18 protein-coding genes are annotated in these 19,468 nt (G+C 40.2%); all 18 read right to left on the bottom strand.

The annotated features are described in order from the left end of the window. Positions 1-52 precede the first annotated feature (52 nt). Entirely contained in the window at positions 53-1,729 is a 1,677-nt protein-coding gene (locus BET01_RS21315) for a putative polysaccharide biosynthesis protein (RefSeq protein WP_120198882.1), read from the bottom strand. Continuing rightward, complete coding sequence (locus BET01_RS21310) at positions 1,716-2,861, bottom strand: DUF3048 domain-containing protein (protein WP_120198881.1); 1,146 nt, start codon at positions 2,859-2,861, stop codon at positions 1,716-1,718. The genes BET01_RS21315 and BET01_RS21310 overlap by 14 nt, the downstream gene beginning before the upstream one ends. Then, positions 2,858-3,355 (bottom strand): rRNA maturation RNase YbeY, encoded by a 498-nt coding sequence (gene ybeY / locus BET01_RS21305; protein ID WP_120198880.1) that lies wholly within the window; start codon positions 3,353-3,355, stop codon positions 2,858-2,860. Before ybeY ends, BET01_RS21310 begins: the two co-directional genes overlap by 4 nt. After that, the gene (locus tag BET01_RS21300; RefSeq protein WP_120198879.1) at positions 3,345-4,361 is read right to left on the bottom strand and encodes a PhoH family protein; all 1,017 of its coding nucleotides are present in this window, start codon (positions 4,359-4,361) and stop codon (positions 3,345-3,347) included. Before BET01_RS21300 ends, ybeY begins: the two co-directional genes overlap by 11 nt. Continuing rightward, the gene (gene yqfD, locus BET01_RS21295; protein ID WP_243117297.1) at positions 4,348-5,592 is read right to left on the bottom strand and encodes a sporulation protein YqfD; all 1,245 of its coding nucleotides are present in this window, start codon (positions 5,590-5,592) and stop codon (positions 4,348-4,350) included. Before yqfD ends, BET01_RS21300 begins: the two co-directional genes overlap by 14 nt. Positions 5,593-5,617: 25 nt before the next feature. Further along, entirely contained in the window at positions 5,618-5,884 is a 267-nt protein-coding gene (locus BET01_RS21290; RefSeq protein ID WP_120198877.1) for a YabP/YqfC family sporulation protein, read from the bottom strand. A gap of 134 nt (positions 5,885-6,018) precedes the next feature. Further along, positions 6,019-6,195: a 30S ribosomal protein S21 gene (gene rpsU, locus BET01_RS21285; protein ID WP_004613829.1), complete on the bottom strand. Its 177-nt coding sequence runs from the start codon at positions 6,193-6,195 to the stop codon at positions 6,019-6,021. A gap of 140 nt (positions 6,196-6,335) precedes the next feature. Continuing rightward, the gene (gene alaS, locus BET01_RS21280) at positions 6,336-8,942 is read right to left on the bottom strand and encodes an alanine--tRNA ligase (protein WP_243117301.1); all 2,607 of its coding nucleotides are present in this window, start codon (positions 8,940-8,942) and stop codon (positions 6,336-6,338) included. Between the two features lie 318 nt (positions 8,943-9,260). Continuing rightward, complete coding sequence (locus tag BET01_RS21275; RefSeq protein WP_120198875.1) at positions 9,261-10,112, bottom strand: lysozyme inhibitor LprI family protein; 852 nt, start codon at positions 10,110-10,112, stop codon at positions 9,261-9,263. A 123-nt stretch (positions 10,113-10,235) separates the two neighbouring features. Continuing rightward, positions 10,236-10,712: a ribonuclease HI gene (rnhA, locus tag BET01_RS21270; RefSeq protein WP_120198874.1), complete on the bottom strand. Its 477-nt coding sequence runs from the start codon at positions 10,710-10,712 to the stop codon at positions 10,236-10,238. Between the two features lie 15 nt (positions 10,713-10,727). Beyond that, positions 10,728-12,329 (bottom strand): MBL fold metallo-hydrolase RNA specificity domain-containing protein, encoded by a 1,602-nt coding sequence (locus BET01_RS21265; RefSeq protein WP_120198873.1) that lies wholly within the window; start codon positions 12,327-12,329, stop codon positions 10,728-10,730. 45 nt (positions 12,330-12,374) lie between these two features. Beyond that, positions 12,375-13,850, bottom strand: coding sequence for a stage IV sporulation protein A (gene spoIVA / locus BET01_RS21260; protein WP_120198872.1), 1,476 nt, complete (start codon positions 13,848-13,850; stop codon positions 12,375-12,377). Positions 13,851-13,898: 48 nt separating this feature from the next. Further along, positions 13,899-15,215 (bottom strand): helix-turn-helix domain-containing protein, encoded by a 1,317-nt coding sequence (locus BET01_RS21255; protein ID WP_120198871.1) that lies wholly within the window; start codon positions 15,213-15,215, stop codon positions 13,899-13,901. After that, positions 15,190-16,206, bottom strand: a complete 1,017-nt coding sequence (locus BET01_RS21250) for an ABC transporter ATP-binding protein (RefSeq protein WP_120198870.1) — start codon at positions 16,204-16,206, stop codon at positions 15,190-15,192. The genes BET01_RS21255 and BET01_RS21250 overlap by 26 nt, the downstream gene beginning before the upstream one ends. A 28-nt stretch (positions 16,207-16,234) precedes the next feature. Then, positions 16,235-17,029 (bottom strand): ABC transporter permease, encoded by a 795-nt coding sequence (locus BET01_RS21245; protein WP_120198869.1) that lies wholly within the window; start codon positions 17,027-17,029, stop codon positions 16,235-16,237. A 5-nt stretch (positions 17,030-17,034) separates the two neighbouring features. Next, positions 17,035-17,814 (bottom strand): ABC transporter permease, encoded by a 780-nt coding sequence (locus BET01_RS21240; protein ID WP_158585118.1) that lies wholly within the window; start codon positions 17,812-17,814, stop codon positions 17,035-17,037. Positions 17,815-17,983: 169 nt separating this feature from the next. Then, on the bottom strand, positions 17,984-18,694 hold the full coding sequence (locus tag BET01_RS21235) for an ABC transporter ATP-binding protein (RefSeq protein ID WP_120198867.1): 711 nt from the start codon (positions 18,692-18,694) through the stop codon (positions 17,984-17,986). 13 nt (positions 18,695-18,707) lie between these two features. Then, complete coding sequence (locus BET01_RS21230) at positions 18,708-19,466, bottom strand: ABC transporter ATP-binding protein (RefSeq protein ID WP_120198866.1); 759 nt, start codon at positions 19,464-19,466, stop codon at positions 18,708-18,710. Between the last annotated feature and the right edge of the window lie 2 nt (positions 19,467-19,468).

Raw genomic sequence — 19,468 nt, 5'->3', positions numbered from 1 at the left:
AATGATACCTCCTTCAAGTAAGTATAGTATCTGCTCTCTTTTCGGTTTTTAATCACAACAAATGGAATTTTCTTGCAATATTTGCTATTTTACCCCCTCCTGGAAGGCTCATCAGCTCTTTTTCATCGACACAATGAAGTTTTAGCAAAAGAACTCCATATACACCTGAGGCTACGATAATAGCAACCAGAACACCAAGAAAGTTGCTTTTTAATATAGAATGAATAATAAAATGGGTTCCATAGGCAGCACCACCCATAATTGCAGCGGCAAACGTAGGTAGAAGAAAGGTCTTTATTACTTCCTGCTTATAGTGAAGAAATTTGCCAATTGCCAAACCATTAAAAAGGCACATGGTTAAGGCAAATATAATGTTTGAGTACAGAACTCCGTAAATCCCCATTTTAAATACAAATATCATGACGCAAAGGATCCCTACATGTAGAACGAGAGAAATAACTGCGTTCTTAAGAGGAGTACGCATGTGGTTGATTCCCTGAAGCACTGCGTTTGTCACCGTTGAAAGGGAGAAAAAAACAACCGCTACGGATCCATATACCATCATACGAATAAGATCTGTATTATCATCTCTTTGGAACAGCAAATTACATATGGGTCCTGCAAGCACTGTTAGTCCCACAGTAGCTGGGATGGATATAATCATTGAAAAACGGATTACCATGGATATTTTTCTGGTTATCTGCATCTTGTTGCGTTCTGCTACTGCCTGGGATAGAGATGGTATAAGGGCAGATGCCAAAGAATTCGCTATGGCTACTGGAATATTAAAAAGCAGACGGTACTTTCCAGAATATATACCCCAGTTAGAAGCGATTTCAGAAGTTTCCATACCAAGAATCGACATACCATTCCCGTAAATACTGTTATCTATAACAATGCTAATATTATATGCAACACTACTTAATACAATGGGAAATACAGTCATCACAAGCAGACTAGACAGTTCCTGGTAAGATTCCAGTCGTCTGGTTCGATCTCTTATAGACTGTTTTTTAATCACCGGCCGATAACTTAGCATGATAAATACCAAGAATAAAAGAGCTGCCAACGCTCCAACTCCCGTTCCAATGGTTCCTCCAGCAGCTCCAAAAGCAAAGGAATACTGATTGGAACCATACACTGCATTGGACTTAAGTCCTAATTCAAATAACTTTGCAGCCGCATAGATGCTGATTACAGCATTCACGATCTGCTCAAAAACCTGGGATATGGCCGTGGGAAGCATAGTGCCAAGTCCCTGAAAATAGCCACGAAAAACCCCAAGGTATGCAATAATCCAAATGGTTGGAGCCAGTGTTTTAAGAGCGTAGCTGGTATAGGGCATCTTTAGAAAATCATTTGCGAAAACATCTGCTCCAAACCAAAGTACTGCCGCCCCAAGGCCTCCAACTACGGTTCCATAAAATAAAGATACCTTTAAAACACGAAACGAGTTTATATATTCTTTTCGTGCTAATCTGGTAGCAACCAACTTAGAGACTGCGGTGGGCATACTGTAAGATGAGACAATCAAAAGTATGGAGTAGATTGAAAAGGCGGAGCTGTAATAACCGTTTCCTTCATCACCTAAAATACTGGCCAGGGGAATACGGTAAAACATCCCTATAATACGTACGATAATACCGGCAACCGCAAGAATTGTACCTTGAATCAGAAAATTCGAAGCACCCCTTTTGGTTGAGTTATTTCTTGTTTTATTGTTTTCCATATAATTCTACATTGGGAGAATCCTGTGCGGATATGATACAAACCCAGGTTTTTCCCTGGTTCAGGATAATCTCATTATTCTCCATGTCGTAATAATGTGTGGGTCCGAATTCATCATTCTTTGACCACTTAAGAGGGATTGCACGTCCCTGTGTTATATACATTCCATAGGATACGCCTTGCACATCAATATTCAAATAATCGGTGGTTGCATAATGTGCTGCAGGACAGTATTGCAGTAATATATTCTTGACTTTAATCTGTCCTTCATCCCCTTTATGAGGGCCTCCATACTGGAAGCGATAATACAGGCCATCGTCTTCATGATATTCAAACCATGGTTTATTCAGAGGATAACCAGGTTTTACTTTGTAAGCATCCCTAACCTGAGGCGCATCCTTTAATGTGACTTCCTTGCCAGTTTTTGCAAAGCGGTAATGACCTTGATAGGCCTTGTTGTATTCCTTCGAATACCCAAGCTTAGCAATGGACTCATTTAATCTGCTCCCGCTGGTATACGCATTGTGGGGAGCCTTTTTATCTTTGGAACGGAAATATGCAACATTACCAATGGCCTCTAAACCATTGATATTATCCACATTAGCTAAGTAGGGTTTTGCAAAGGTACTTTGACCATAATGAGCATAGATTGCATCAAATTCACGGGCAAAGTATGTATAATAAGTACGGCAGCTTCTCACCGAACCAATTCGCTCCAAATTATCATAATCTTCAATCAGTGCCATATATCGGTTCATCCCACCTTCGGCAGGCGCCTCATACACAATGCTGGCCCGGTTAATTCCATATTGGGGAAGGGCAGCTTTATCGTTACTCATCATGACGGCGATTGGTCTGCGATCTCCAATAGCTGCTTTTATCATCTCTCCGGTTAGATAACTGCGTATCATCCCATCTTTTTCTTTGCGTTCAGAAAAGGTATAGTAATCACCTGGGCTTTCTTCCGGTGTTTCAGCGGCTTTTGTGCTACTGTCTATCTTGATTTCATTAGAGGCAGCCTCTTTCGTTGGAAGTTCCGTCACCGATACTTCCGCATATCGCTTTCCACATCCCATTAAAAAAGTGGCAGATAACATCAATCCAGCAAGCCCAAACCATACCTTTTTCATCATCTTACATATCCCCTCCGACTTAATATTTCTTCTTGCTTTTGTTCCATGACCAGACGCTCGTCCTCTTCCATGTGGTCATATCCAAACAAATGCAACATACTGTGAGCCACTAAAAAGGCCATCTCCCTCGTCTCAGAGTGGCCGTATTTTTCCGCCTGCTCCATAACCTTATCAACGGAAATTACAATATCACCAAGAAGAAGTTCTCCAGTTTCGGGACTAAAATAATCGTTTGTCATATCCTCTAGGTGATCAAAGTTGGAAGGGGATTCATAATCCACCATAGGGAATGAAAGAACATCTGTAGGACTGTCTATATTACGGAATTCTTTATTGATTTGGCGAATGTCCTCATTGTCAGTAATCAGAACATTCACCTCAGCTTCATAAGGACATCCTTCATAATCCATAGATTCCTCAATTGCGGCTGTAATAATTTCTTTATACGGAATATCGAGTTTGGTTTCGGACTCGTATTCAATGTTAATCGTCATAATGTGCCTTTCTGCCACCAGTGGCTTTTGTCTTTCGTTCTACCGGCTTTTCCTTTGATTCAAATTCATCATAGGCTTGTACAATTTTCTGAACAAGAGGATGGCGGACCACATCGCTGCTTGTCAGCTGGCAAAAGCTGATATCATCAATTTTATTAAGAATCCTCATTGCCGTATCAAGACCGGATGTTGCCCCTGAAGGAAGGTCCTTTTGAGTCTGATCACCCGTTACAATTACTTTTGATCCAAACCCAATTCTTGTAAGAAACATCTTCATCTGGGCAGGAGTCGTGTTCTGTGCCTCATCCAAAATAATATAGGCATTATCCAGGGTACGCCCCCTCATATAAGCAAGAGGAGCCACTTCAATTAATCCCTTTTCCGAGTTATGAAGAAAGCTTTCCGCCCCCATAATCTGATAAAGAGCATCGTATAAAGGTCTTAAATAAGGATCAATCTTGCTTTGAAGATCTCCCGGAAGAAACCCAAGCTTCTCTCCTGCTTCAATGGCGGGTCTTGTGAGAATAATTCGATTCACTTCTCCGTTTTTAAATGCCTGTATGGCCATTGCCATGGCTAAATATGTTTTGCCTGTACCGGCAGGTCCAATGCCAAACACAATCATCTTTTTCCGAATTTGATCCACATACTGCTTTTGACCAAGGGTCTTTGGCTTTACCGGTTTTCCAGCTACCGTGCGGCAGATAATATCTTTATCTATTTCAAGTATCTGACTGTCGCTTTCAGAAAAAGAGAGAGAAAGGGCATAATCCACGTTCTGCTCCGTTATGGAATTTCCGCGCTTGGACAGTTCAATTAAATTACTAAAAACACTTCTTGCTTTCTGAACCATTAATTCTGGTCCTATGATTTTAAGAGCACCATCTCTTGCGACCATGGTGACATGAAGAGTCCGTTCAATCTTCTTTAAGTAACTGTCAAATTGTCCACATACATTTTTTTCGTGTTCTGCTGGGATATCTATGATTGTCTCAATTACGCTCATCTGAATGATTTGTCTCCTTCTGTTCCTCAGTTGTCTGAATCTTAAAAGCTTCCTGCCTTCCAACCGGTTCATCCGTTATGAGATCCATGGTAATTTGGCATAAAGATTCATTATCTAGTATTTTAACACGATTCTCTAAAATTTGTACCCCTTTTTCCAATAATTTTTTTTCGAATTCCTTATTTATGTTATCAGCCAGCTGTTTTTTCTCCTCTTCAGTATAGGGACGTTCATAGGAAATAAATTCTTTTCCTGTTATGTTACCTATATAGATGGGCAGATAGAAATTCTGAAACAAATGAAGCTGTTCCTCTTCCATGGTTTTTTTCCATGAGGTTCCATCTGGACGCGGGCGCATAAGCAAAAAAGATGTATTAAACGCTTTGACGTACAGTCCTTTTCGAACCTTACCTGTTTCCACATCAATTTTACGGTATAAAGGAACCTTTCTTTCTTCATGATATTCTGTTTTCGCTCGAATATCGGCCTCCGAATGAACGTAATGTGTGTTTACGATTTCCTCACTGTCTCCGATAATAGGAATTGCACTGCTTACCAATACCTGGCCTTTGGTTATGGTATCTCCCACGGATACCATTGGAATCCCACTTCGAACGATCATAGAAGTAATTATCCCGTCCTTCTCCGCCACAATATCGCAAGGAGTTTCATCCTTTACCGGGATTTCTGACAGCACCTCGTTCTCCTTTATCTTAACCAAAAGCCTGGTTCCCGATACTCTAGCAGATACCCATGTTATCTCTGGAAAAGAGGTACGGAGGGATTCCTCTAGTGCATCACAGTCAATTTTAGATTTCTGCATACCGTAACGGATCTGCTCCGATTCACAGTACTTAAGAAGAGTGTCGTATGTATACATTCTATTTCCATCAAATTCGATATCCCAAATAAAAAGAGAAAGAGCATATATAATTACAAAAAATCCAAAAAAACCTGCAGCATAAAATTTACGTCTACGATTGCGGTATAAAAAAAAAGGAAGTCCAAACTTTTTTAAAATCCTAAGTCTGACCTTCGATTTGCGAACAAGAGGTTTTATCTTTCGAAACCCCGGGACGGTCATAAAAAATTGATAAGTCGGACCAGTATTCACTACTTTCCACAACTCTATCTCATGAACCGTACACATATTTAAAAACCGTTCCGGAGAAAACCCGGACATTTCTATAAAAAGATAACCGAAAAAGTGACGATTCAGCCATTCAATCACGTTCTTACACCTCCAACTCCCCTGCTTATTCAAATTCCAGGGATTTGATAAATCCATTGATTTTCATCTCTTCATTGGTGTAATATTCGATCATGAGCCTACTTCCGGTAATATTGACCCGACAATTCTTTGCCTGAAGTTTTATAAAGTTATCTGTATACAAGATAATGCTTCGGTAATTTTCGATCACAACGCTATGGCGCCCGAGAAAGGACACAAGCACCTCTCCAAGCACGACATCCTTGGGTAGTTTTAAGGTGGAAGCTGCCTTTTCTATGGATTCCTCCAACATATTCTCTCTGCCTTCCTCACTTTTATTCCTTTATACTATATGCAAAGAGGATATGGAAAATTCTAAGGCCCTTCAAAAGTAGAAAAAAACCCCTGGTTACGCCTAGGCAAAACCAGAGGTTTATCTTTTAGAAATTAGTTAAATTTACGTTTTCTAGCCGCTTCAGACTTTTTCTTGCGTCTTACGCTTGGCTTCTCGTAATGCTCTCTCTTACGAATTTCCTGTTGGATACCTGCTTTAGCACAGTTTCTTTTGAATCTGCGTAAAGCGCTATCTAAGGTCTCGTTATCTTTAACGATTACATTTGACATGGCTCACACCTAACCTCCCTCCAGTTGTGTACTTGTGCATAATACAACTGTTTGGGTATTTTATAGCACTGATATGATTATAGCATAATTTTGCCATACGTCAAGAAAAACTTTCATATTTTTTCGTTATTCAGCAACAATTAATTTAGTTGTTCATTGACTACTTCCACAGCTTTTGCAAGACATTCATCAACTCCAGCTGGGTTCTTTCCACCTGCCTGAGCCATATTTGGACGTCCGCCGCCGCCACCATCTACAAGAGCAGCGATTGCCTTTAATAAATTACCAGCATGAGCACCTTTCTTTTGTGCATCATCTGTAACGGAAGCCATAAGGTTAACTTTATCGCCTTGAATGGAAGCAATTACAATAACACTCTCACCTAATTTATCCTTAAGCTGGTCACCAAGAGTACGGAGTCCGTTCATGTCTACATCCATAACCTTAGTCACAAGAACCTTAACGCCGTTAACTTCCTTTACCTGATCCATTACATTACCAAGAGAATCTTTTGCAAGCTTACTTTTTAATTTTTCATTCTCAGAGTGTAGGGCTTTGATTTCCTCTAAAAGAGATTCAATCTTTGAAGTCAGGGAAGATGGAGTTGTTTTGGCTGTTTTTGCCGCTTCGTGGAGTTCACGTTCGGTTTCTTCATAATAGTGCATAAGACCATCTCCGGTCAACGCTTCGATTCTGCGGACACCTGCAGCAATTCCTGCTTCGGAAAGAATCTTAAAATTACCAATAGCACTGGTATTTTCAATATGGGTACCACCACAAAGTTCTGTGGAGAAATCTCCCATCTTTACTACACGTACACTATCTCCGTATTTTTCGCCAAATAATGCCATAGCGCCAGACTTCTTAGCATCCTCAAGTGTCATGACTTCTGTATTCACTGGAAGTGAACTCTTGATTTTCTCATTTACAAGGTTTTCCACATTTTTAATATCTTCTGGTGTTAATGCTGAAAAATGAGTGAAATCGAAACGAAGTCTGTCTCCTTCAACCAGAGAACCAGCCTGCTCTACATGGTTTCCTAAAACAACTCTTAATGCTTTCTGGAGAAGATGGGTAGCACTGTGGTTCTTTCCGATATTCTGACGATTTTTCTCGCTAACCTTTAAGGTAACTTCATCTCCGGTCTGGAACATACCTTTTACCATTTTTCCTACGTGGCCAATCTTTCCACCCTGTAAGTGAATGGTATCTTCTACTTTAAACTCACCGTTTTCACTAACAATGGAACCAACATCACCCTGTTGTCCACCCATTGTGCCATAGAATACAGTTTGACTTGTAATAATAGTACCGATCTCACCGTCTGTAAGAGCTTCTACAAGCTCTGTTTCTGCGGTAAGAGCTGTAATAGCGGAAGTACAAATAAGATTTTGATAGCCTACGAATTCTGTAGAAAGTGTGGGATCAATGGACTGATAAACCGTAACATCCGCTCCCATATAGTTTGAAGTCTTTCTTGCATTTCTCGCAGTCTCTCGCTGTTTTTGCATTGCAGCCTTAAAGCCTTCTTTATCTACTCCAAAATTTTTCTCTTCTAGAATCTCAAGAGTCAAATCAAGAGGGAATCCATAGGTATCGTATAATTTAAATGCTTCATTCCCAGTAAGGACGGTTTCATTCCTACTACGCATATCATCTTCCAAATCACTTAAAATAGCAAGTCCCTGGTCAATGGTCTTATTAAACTTATCTTCTTCCTGAACCAGTACCTTTAAAATCATTGCGTTTTTTTCTTCAAGTTCAGGGTAACCATCCTTTGAAAGTTCAATGACAGTTTGGGAAAGATCTGCAAGGAACTTTCCTTCAATCCCCAGAAGTCTTCCATGACGTGCCGCTCTTCTTAAAAGACGACGGAGTACATAACCTCTTCCCTCGTTAGACGGCATAATTCCGTCAGAAATCATGAAGGTACAGGAACGAACATGATCGGTAATCAGACGAAGGGATACATCAACGTTTATATCCTTTTTATATTCTGTATGAGCAAGTTCTGCCACACGGTTTAAAAGAGCTTTTACTGTGTCAATATCAAAGATAGAATCTACCTCTTGAACTACCACTGCAAGACGCTCAAGGCCCATACCTGTATCAATATTCTTCTGTTTTAATTCTACATAATTGCCGTGACCATCGTTCTCAAACTGAGTAAATACGTTATTCCAAACTTCCATGTAACGATCACATTCACAGCCAACGGTACAGCCAGCTTCTCCACAACCGTATTTCTCGCCACGGTCATAATAAATCTCAGAACATGGTCCGCATGGTCCAGCACCGTGTTCCCAGAAATTATCTTCTTTTCCCAAACGGAAAATACGTTCCGGAGCAATTCCAATCACTTTATTCCAGATCTCAAACGCTTCGTCATCTTCTAAATAAATGGATGGATACAGTCTGTCTGCTTCCAATCCCACAACTTCAGTCAAAAATTCCCATGACCACTGGATGGCTTCTGTCTTAAAGTAATCACCAAAGGAGAAATTACCAAGCATCTCGAAGAATGTGCCATGACGTGCTGTCTTTCCAACATTTTCTATATCACCGGTACGGATGCACTTTTGACATGTGGTCATTCTATTTCTTGGGGGAATCTCCTGACCGGTAAAATATGGCTTTAATGGAGCCATACCTGAATTAATCAATAACAAGCTGTTATCATTATGTGGAACCAGGGAAAAGCTTTTCATAGCCAGATGTCCCTTACTTTCAAAAAATTCAAGGAACATTTTCCTTAAGTCATTCACACCATAGTTCTTCACGTTACTGTCCTCCGTTTGTTATATTGTCTCTTCTGACAAAGTGCCGTTATTGGCGGCAACCTTGAGTTTTTTAATATTGCGCCGCTTATTAATACTGATTCAATCATTATAATAATGATGCAAAAACAGCATGCGGCAGGCAGGAAATATACAAAATATAGCTATTTTCCCTCCCATACACTCATGTCATTTATCTTACTATCCTATCATAAGGGATTTTATTTATCAAGATGTTCCAATGGAAATTTTTTCTATTCAATAAAAAAGTACGGCAAAAGCCGTACTTTACTGATTTTTAGAAGATGGAAGCACATCTGAATATTCTTTTACCAGTTCATATGTTCTTTCCCTAGTAGATTCAGCTAAAGAGGCAGTATATTCAAGACCTTCCAGACTGCCGCCGCTGAACTTCTTTGCGGCATCCACCGCTTTTGAGTCTCTGGTCTTTACCCAGTTCTGCTGAGATACTTCCAGAGATTTTCGCTCTTCGTCGGAAATCGCCTGAGCAACGGTATCATAAATCGTGTTTTGTTCCATATTCCAAAGTTTCAGTTCCTTATCAGCCAACGCTTTCATGGAATATGTGTTAGAATCTCCTGATTCCTCTCGTATTTTTTTAATTTGCTCATCCAGGCTCACCAGATGTTTCTGGTAAGACGCAGCTCCGTTTTCAGAAGCTGGTTCAATTGATGACTTTGCCTTTAAATCCGGGTTTATAGGAGAAATAATTGTTTCTTGTATGCTTTCTGCTGCTGGAGGGGCCATAACCGCATCTGCAGAATCGCTTGCAATTCCCATCCGCTCTTCCGGTCCAGCTTCTGCCACTACCCGCTTATTAGTGGACTCATCGGACTTTCCTTCTGCTCTTGCGGCTTTTTTTAAACTAGCCCCTTCTTCCGGAATGGAGGTTTGTTCCTTGGATTTTTTTTGATCCCCGGAATACATCTCCTGTCCTTTGTTGTAATACATTCCATTATCCTGATCAGAAGAAACTTCAGAACTGGAAAAGCTCTGAATTCCAACAGGATCCGGAATGATTTTTTTGCTATTAATAAAGCTGGTGGTAGCTATAGTAATAAGTACACCGATCACCAGAATACTTCCTATAACAATCCAAATCCCTCTGCCTTTATTCATGAATGATCATCCTAACATGATTTGATGAAGTAACAATATCATAAATAAAAAAGAAAGGATATAGGAATTCGTATTTAGTAAGACATTGTAAGAGATATGTAAGTTTTTGGAATCTCTTACCATTTACAGCCCCTCATCTACTATAAGTTGGTTCCCATCTGCTGCACTTGTTGCAAGTTGGTCACATCGCTCATTTTGCGGGTGCCCAGCATGTCCCTTTACCCAATGAAAGGAAACATCATGGGGTTCTTTCGCTTTTAAAATTCGTTCCCATAAATCAATATTCTTTACAGGGCCGCTTTTTCCCCTTTTCCAATTATTCTTTACCCAATTATCAATCCAGTGTTGATTAAATGCATCGGTAAGATACTTGGAATCAGAGTAAAGATCCACCTGACATGGCCTTGTTAAGGCCTCCAGGCCGGCAATTGCCGCCATTAGCTCCATTCGGTTATTGGTTGTTTTAACATAGCCACCTGACATTGTTTTTTCATGGAGCTGCCCTTTGGAATCAGTAAATTGCAATACGGTACCATAACCACCTGGTCCATCAGGGTTTCCTCTTGCAGCTCCGTCAGTGTATAACTGTACTCTAGTCACGATCTGTAGTTCTCCTTATCTATCCCATTTATCACATAATGAATTAATTTGATCTGCAAATTTGCCAAGATCCTTGTTTGCACCGCCTTCGTTATGACGGATAACCTGCAAAAGCCTTTCACCGGCAGCAAAAAGTCTTCCATAGACACCAGCCGGTTTTTTCTGGAGTTCCGGAGCTCTGATTATTTCAACGCCTTCTGTATTTACCAACCACACTCCCTTAGAGAGGTCATAAATGGACCCTGAATGAGGTGCAGTTACTTGGTAACCATATTCTTTTTCAAGAAGCTGTTCGAAGGAATTGCAGACGAAATCATCACCATGTACCAGAAATACTTGTTGGGGCTTATTCTCAAATGCCTTCAACCAGTCAATCAGTCCTTCCATATCTGCATGTGAGCTCATTCCTTCCATACGCTCAATATGAGCCTCTACCTGGATGGTTTCGCCAAACAGCCTAACCTCTCCTGCACTGTCTAAAAGGCTTCGCCCTAGTGTCCCAACGGACTGATAACCTGTAAAGACGATGGTACAGGCAGGTCTCCATAAGTTATGTTTTAAATGATGTCGGATCCGTCCGGCATCGCACATTCCTGCCGCCGAAATAATTACCTTGGGCTTAGGATTAGAATTGATGTTAATGGATTCCTCACTGGTAACGGAAAGCTTAAGCCCAGGAAATGAAATTGGGTTAATCCCCTTAAGAACCAGTTGTTTTGTTTCATCATCATAGCAGTCCACTAGATTATCCTTAAATACCTGGGTAGCTTCCACTGCTAAGGGACTGTCAACGTATACTTCAAACCCATCGTGGCCAGTAACCCACTTTTCTGCTTTTATGCGTCTAAACATATAAAGAAGTTCCTGGGTTCTTCCTACTGCAAAAGCAGGTATTACTACGTTTCCGCCCCTGTCTAATGTTCTTTGAACGATATCTGAAAGCACGGATACATGATCTGGTATTGCCCCATGAAGGCGGTCGCCATATGTGCACTCCATAACCACATAATCCGCTTCTTTTATATACTGAGGATCTCGGATGAGAGGCTTATTACGATTTCCGATATCACCGGAGAAGACAATTTTTTTGGTATTTCCATCTTCTTTGATCCAAACTTCAATCGAAGCAGAGCCTAGAAGATGCCCCACGTCTATAAAACGGATCGCTAAATCATCTTCAAGCTCTGCTTTTTCATCGTAGGCATAAGAAATGAACAGCTTTAGAACTCCAGCTACGTCATTAATCCCATATAAAGGCTCTTCTTCTGGCAGGCCAGCTCGTTTGGCTTTGCGGTTCTTCCAATCGGTTTCAGCTTCCTGAATATGTGCGCTGTCTTTGAGCATAATGCTGCAAAGATCAGCTGTTGCCACGGTAGAAACCACCCGTCCTCTAAAACCTCTTGCATAGATAAAGGGGAGCATCCCAGCATGATCGATATGTGCATGGGTCAACAGAACGTAATCAATCTCTGCATAGCTCACAGGCAGTTCCACATTCTGGAATCTGTCAATGCCCTGCTCCATACCGCAGTCCACAAGGATTTTTAAGCCGGCTGTCTCCAAATAATGACAGCTTCCGGTTACCTCATGGGCTGCGCCAATGAACATTAATTTCATATGAGCCCTCCTTTTGTATCTGTTTTTTCGTATTATACCATTAATTTAGATAATAATGCAAATCATACCGCCATTACTATCGTTAATAATTTTTTGGAGGGTGTCTTGAAGCTTTAATTGGCAATCTTCCGTAAGTTGAGACACTTTTGCTTGTATGCCATCTTCTACAATTTGCTCGATGGATTTTCCAAAGATATTGGTACTCCAGATACCATCTTCACCATTCTTCGCATTTTCTTTGATATAAGCAATCAAATCCTCTGCTTGCTGTTCACTCCCTACAATTGGAGCAATTTCCGTCTGGATATGGGCTTTAATTAAATTAATGGATGGTGCTTCTGCACGCATTTTCACCCCATATTTATTTCCATGTTTAATAACTTCCGGTTCGTCTAAGATGATTTCTGACCGCTCCGGTGTTACTACGCCGTATCCTTTTAATCTTACCTGACTCATGGCCTGGTTGACTTTCTCGTACTCTGCCTTCATTTTAGCCAAATCACTTAAGGTCTGCATCAGTTGGTATTCTCCCTCAATCGGAAGGCCAACATAGTCGCTTAAAATTTGATAATAGTAGCTATCATCCACATCCATTCCAACGGCTACGCTTCCGTCAGCCATATCCATGTTTTGGATCTTGATCGCGCGTACGCTCTCTGTAGCCCCGTCATAGAGTTCAGTGGCTACATCCTTCATATGGGTTACCTTTTTCACCATATTTTTAGCGGCTTCAATGACCTGAGCCTTAAGCCAATGGGTAGTAGGTAGGATCTCCAACCATTTGGGAATGAAGAAATCCATTTCTGTAACAGGAAATTCTTTTAAAACCCGTTCCAAAATATTGTTTACATCTTCCTTTTTTAACTGCTCGCAGTTAATAGGTAGTACTGTTACACCATATTTCTGACTCATTTCCTTAGAAAGTGCAGTCGCTTCATCGGATAATGGCTTTGCAGAATTAAGTAGAATGATAAACGGCTTACCAAGGACTTTTAATTCCTGCACAGTACGCTCTTCGGCTGCTATGTAGTTGGGTCGTTTCAATTCTCCAATGGTTCCATCTGTGGTGATGACTACACCAATGGTAGAATGGTCTTTAATAACCTTTCTGGTCCCGATTTCTGCTGCTTTGGTAAATGGGATTTCGTAATCAAACCAGGGAGTTTTCACAAGGCGCTCTTCATCATTTTCAATGTGCCCGGCAGCACCTTCTACCATGAAACCAACACAATCAATGAGGCGTACCTTTGTTTCAATTTCATCTCCTAGACGAATGGTGGCAGCATCCTTGGGGATAAATTTGGGTTCTGTTGTCATTATGGTTTTTCCTGCCGCGCTTTGTGGCAGTTCGTCCCTTGTCTGAGTCTTCTGATGTTCATCCTCCATGCCCGGCAGTACCATTAATTCAATAAAACGCTTGATAAATGTTGATTTTCCTGTTCTTACCGGTCCCACCACGCCGATGTAGATCTCTCCATTGGTTCGGGCTTTGATATCATTGTATACGTTATAATTGTCCATAAAGATTCCCCCTTCTGTGCTGTTACACTATATGCGGGGGAGGAAAGATTATTCCGTTTTCTTTTCCAACCAGTTTCTTATAGTTTTTCCTGTGATCTTTATAAATCGAAATTCTTCTTTTGAAATAAGGCCATCATAAAAAGCTTCTTTCAACTCGCCTTCATTCAGAGTCAGTATTTTATTATCCCAGGTTTTTACTACTTCCAGATGGAGAAGCGTATAGGAAATAGAGTTAATTCTAGTAACTTCCATGTCTCTTATTATATAATAATGTTCTCTCAAACTGCGACCAAGGGTATCATAGACCGTTTTTCTGTACCACTTTTCTCCTTCTGGGAAGAAAAGTTCATACCTAGGGCCAGAAGTTCTCCATGATACTGACGTTGTCATGTGCTCGAGGGTAAACTCATATTGGACCTCCTCTTCAGATACACTTGCAGCAATGCCTCTGCGACCTTCTCTACTGTCTTTAAAGACATCAGAGACATATCCTCTAAAAAGCCCTGTCTCTTCATTGTAGTCAATCCTAAAACGATTGCAGTCATCGGATGCCACATGGATCCTTGATAATTTTTTGTGAGCTTCCTTGATGGTGTCGTCAAGGACGTCAAAAAGCAGTTCTTTACTTAGCCCCTTAGCAGGCAGACAAGTTATTCCGGCAAACATAGATAACGGAATGGCATCTTCCTTATAAAGAAAGTCCTCACCATTACATTCCAAAACAGAAAGGACCTGTCTTTGAACCGTTTTGTAATCAGAAGACTCAAAATTAACAACAAATTTATCGCCAGACAAACGAAACAAATGTTTTCCCCTTTTTGTTATTTCCTCTATTCGCTGTAGTGCTTTTAAGGCTGCTGTTTCCCCTGCCTTTCTTCCAAAACAGGTTTTAATGAAACGTATGCCCACTATGTCAAAACAGGCCAGTATAGAAGATTCACTCTGTTTTAGTTCTTTTAACAGAGGGGAAAGGTCAAAACGTCTGCGAAATACTTGATAAGAATCATAGATAAACTCCTGCTTTAGAAAGAGTCTGTAAAATTGATGGTTTCTGCGATATACACCTGGTGTCTCGTCCCATACTTTAGTAAAGGCTCTGGTAAAAACCTCTTGAGATCCATATCCATAAAGAAAGGCAACAGAACATACTGTTTCTTTGGTTTGCAACAGTTCTCCAGCCGCTTCCGTGATTTTTCTTTGGTTCACATAGTCCATAACTCCATATTGAAAAACTTTATTAAAAAGATACTTTAAATTCGACACGGAATAATTGCACGCGATAGCAATATCTTCTGGTGTGATTTGCTCTTTTAAATGATGTTCCACATAGCGTATTGCATCATTTAATATGTAAAAGCTTTCCATTTTCTTCTCCTGATCCTGTGTTTTTATAAAGTCTCCTTACAATTTCATCAATCTCTGGTTTTTTTATTGTAAGATCTGTGACATCATAGGAATCTGGTATAGAATTTAAAAGCAGGTTAAACGGAACCATTGCTGCATCTACCAGATAAGTGTGGCATAGAGGTTGGTTCTCCGTCATGGTGATTCCGGGAATTGCGAGAGGCTTCCAATTGGAAGAAAATGTAACTTCAACATAGTAATGATCTGTACCTTGCTTTTTGAACTCTACAATCGTCTGATCAAGCATTAATTTACCATGATCAATCAGTATAATTCGATTGCAGATTTCCTCGATATCAGCCATATCATGGGTGGTAAGGATTACCGTTGTCTTTTTTTCTTTATTCAGACTGCGAACGAATTTTCGTATGTTATCCTTGACTACTACGTCTAGTCCAATCGTAGGTTCATCCAGGTATAGTATGGAAGGATCATGAAGCAATGCAACGGCCAGCTCTGCCCTCATCTTCTGTCCTAGGCTTAGTTGTCTGACTGGTTTTCTAAGAAACGACTGCATCTCTAGGAGCTCAACAAACATATCCACATTTCTTTTATAAGCAACATTTCCAATGTGATACATTCTGCGGTATAACTCAAAGGTATCCTCCATTGGCAGGTCCCAGTTCAATTGGGATCTTTGTCCAAACACAACCCCAATATTACAAGCATTTTTCTTTCGTTGTTCCCATGGCACAATATCTCCAGTGACAATGCTTCCGGTAGATGGCACCAGGATGCCAGATAACATCTTTATGGTAGTTGACTTGCCCGCTCCATTAGGGCCAATGTATCCAACAAGTTCTCCCTTTTCAATGGAAAAGGAAAGATCGTCAACTGCCTTCATTCTATCATAATCTCTTTTGAATAACGTACAAAGGGCATTTTTTAAACCATCTGGTCTTCGAAAGCTCTTAAATTCTCTAGTTACGTGTTTTACTTCTATAAATGACATGCTGTTCTCCCCTTTCGTGTTCCGACAATCAAGAACCAGTGCTTTTGTATGCCCGAAGACCCTTTAACCAGAAACAATAGGCTCCTAAAAAGGTCACAATTCCTACAATAGGCGTTAAATATTGGAAATAAGATGAAAACATACCTTCCTGCTTATGAATGAAATACTGTACCGGATAAAAATTGATGAATGCATAAGGGAGAAGGAAGGTTAAGAGGGCTTGGACTCCTCTGTGATAAATAGATAGAGGATATTTCAAAAAGTCTGTAAGGTTTTTATAGAACAAGCGATAAAGACCATCGCTTTTATAAAGCCAGAAGGCAGGAACCGTAGTAACCATAAATCCTGCCGCCTGTATGAAAGATGCACCGATTATATCCAGGATCAGCCAGACAAGACTAAAACCGTTTAAGGATATTCCTAGTTTCTTTAAACTAAACACCATAATTCCCAGTGCAATCACATAATTGCTGGTATACCCTGCGCTGATCTTAGTGGATACAAGATACACAAAAGGATTGACTGGCTTTGTTAGAATACCATCAAGCTCTCCTTGACGAATCATTCTTGGTAGTTTTCCAAATGCTCCCATACAGAAGGTGCTTGCAATGGAATAGGAAATGACATCAAAAGCATAGAGTAAAAGAATTTCATAAATACTCCATCCTCCTACGGTACGAAACTTTTGAAGGAGAACCATAAGCATAATAAAACCGGTAGACCAGCCAAGTATTTTTGCCACCATACGCATAAAATACTGACCTCTATATTCTAACTGAGTTAAGAAAGAAATCCTGGCAAATGCCCAGTATAAGCCAATCATAGTTTTCAACCTCCCTGAATTTCTATATTCTTTTTAATAAAATTCCAAAGATTTCGTTCGGTTAAGAACAAGGTCATGAGCCAGAACATTTGCATCATAAGAGTAAACGCAATTTCCCTTACCCCCATTTGACCCAGCCATATGACAATTGGCTCATGTACGATAAACCGAAAGGGAAGAGCTTGTCCGATTCCCCGCAGCCAATCCGGATAAAACCACAAAGGAATCTCGATACCAGAGAACATTACAAACAAGGCGTAGGTTATCATATTAGTATAAGTCCCATCTTTCATCCAAAACACAAGAAGACCAATAATGTATTGAATATAAAACATGATGATGATCCCCATGGTCAGGCATAAGACAAAAGGAATTATTATTTTTATCTCGGGAATAGGAAGACTCCAAACCTTCCAGGAGATTACAGCAATTAAAACTCCTTCAAATAATAAACTAAATAAGTTTTCTCCAATTTGATTGAAAAAGCAATACCATTTGAGAGAAATAGGACGAATCAGATCTACCGCTATCATCCCAGACCGAACTCGGTCAGAAAGATCTTCTGCCACGTGAGATTTTGTTAAGAGCATAACCATAGACGCAACAATGGTATAAGCAGCTAGGGATTTAAAATCAGCTCCATCTCCGCTTCCCGCCATCAAAAGGGCATTCCATATGCAAATTTTTATATAAATCCTTAACCAGTCACCTATGATATGGAACAATAGATCCCATTTAAATTGAATCTGTTGCTTAAAGCTACATTTTATTAGTGTCATATACATCTGTTTATCCCCGCCCCTTTTTCGTGTTTCCAAATATATTACCATATATTTCCATAAATTTCTTGATGTTTTAGTTAAACTTCAAAACAAAAAAGCCCTGGGTATTGAAGCAAGTATGTATCTTGCTCAATATCCAGGGAACATATATCGGTCCTGATATTAAATTACCTTATTCACTTAAATAAGCTTTTTTTACAGAATCATTATTCATAAGTTCTTTTGCATCTCCGCTTAAGACAATATCTCCTGTCTCTAATACATAAGCTCGATTCGCAATGGACAATGCTTTTTTCGCATTTTGCTCCACTAGTAACACAGTGGTACCTGACTTATTAATTTCTTGAATGATGTCAAATATCTCACTAACATAGATTGGAGAAAGTCCCATAGATGGCTCATCAAGGACAATTACCTTTGGATGGCTCATAAGTGCACGTCCCATAGCTAACATCTGCTGTTCTCCGCCGCTTAAGGTTCCTGCTGGTTGATTCTTTCTCTCTAATAGCCTTGGGAAACGCTTATAGATCATCTGTAGCGTTTCTTCGATCTCATTCTTATCCCGCCTGGTGTAAGCCCCCAGCTTTAAATTTTCGTATACGCTTAAAGCTGCAAATACACGTCTGCCTTCCGGTACATGGGCCATTCCCATTCCAACAATTTTATCTCCACGAATCCTAGTGATATCATTGCCATCAAATTTAATACTGCCAGTAGCCGATTTTAAAAGGCCGGTTATGGTGTGAAGAGTTGTAGTCTTTCCTGCTCCATTGGCTCCGATCAGGGCCACAATCTCTCCTTCGTTTACATCAAAGGAAATACCTTTCAGCGCTTTAATTACGCCATAGTATACTTCCAGATCTTTCACTTCAAGTATTGCCATGTCTTTCGCCTCCTTATTCGCCCAGATATGCTTTGATAACTTCCGGGTCATTTAATACATCTGCTGTATTACCCTGGATCAGCACCTGACCAAAATTCAAAACTGTCAGCTTCTCGCAAATGCCGGAGACAAGCTTCATATCATGCTCAATCAGTAGAATCGTCATTTCAAAATTATCACGTACAAACCTGATGGTATCCATAAGTTCTGTGGTTTCATTGGGATTCATACCTGCCGCAGGCTCATCAAGAAGCAAAAGCTTAGGCCCTGTAGCAAGCGCACGGGCAATCTCTAACTTTCTTTGTTTACCATAAGGCAGATTGGATGCTAAGAGGTCCTTTTCCTTATCAAGATCAAACACTTTTAAAAGTTCAATTGCCTTTTCATCCATTTCCTTTTCAACTTTATAATACTTTGGAAGTCGAAGGATGCCAGTTAATGTAGAATAAGAATAACGGTTATGAAGTCCAGTCTTTACGTTATCCAAAACGGTTAATTCTTTAAACAAACGGATATTTTGGAAGGTTCTTGCGATTCCAGCATTGTTGATATCCTTTGTTTTTTTACCTGTTATATTATCTCCGTCCAAAAGGATGGTACCTGCACTGGGTTTGTATACGCCAGTTAACAAGTTAAACATTGTTGTTTTACCAGCTCCATTGGGGCCAATAAGACCATACAACTGCCCCTTTTCTATGGTGATGCTAAAATTATCTACGGCACGCAAACCGCCGAAGGAGATTCCAAGATTTTTAATTTCCAGCAAAGCCATGG

Source organism: Lacrimispora algidixylanolytica (assembly GCF_003609635.1).
In the GTDB taxonomy this organism is placed as follows: Bacteria; Bacillota; Clostridia; order Lachnospirales; family Lachnospiraceae; genus Lacrimispora; species Lacrimispora algidixylanolytica.
This window is presented reverse-complemented; position numbering and strand designations above follow the sequence as displayed.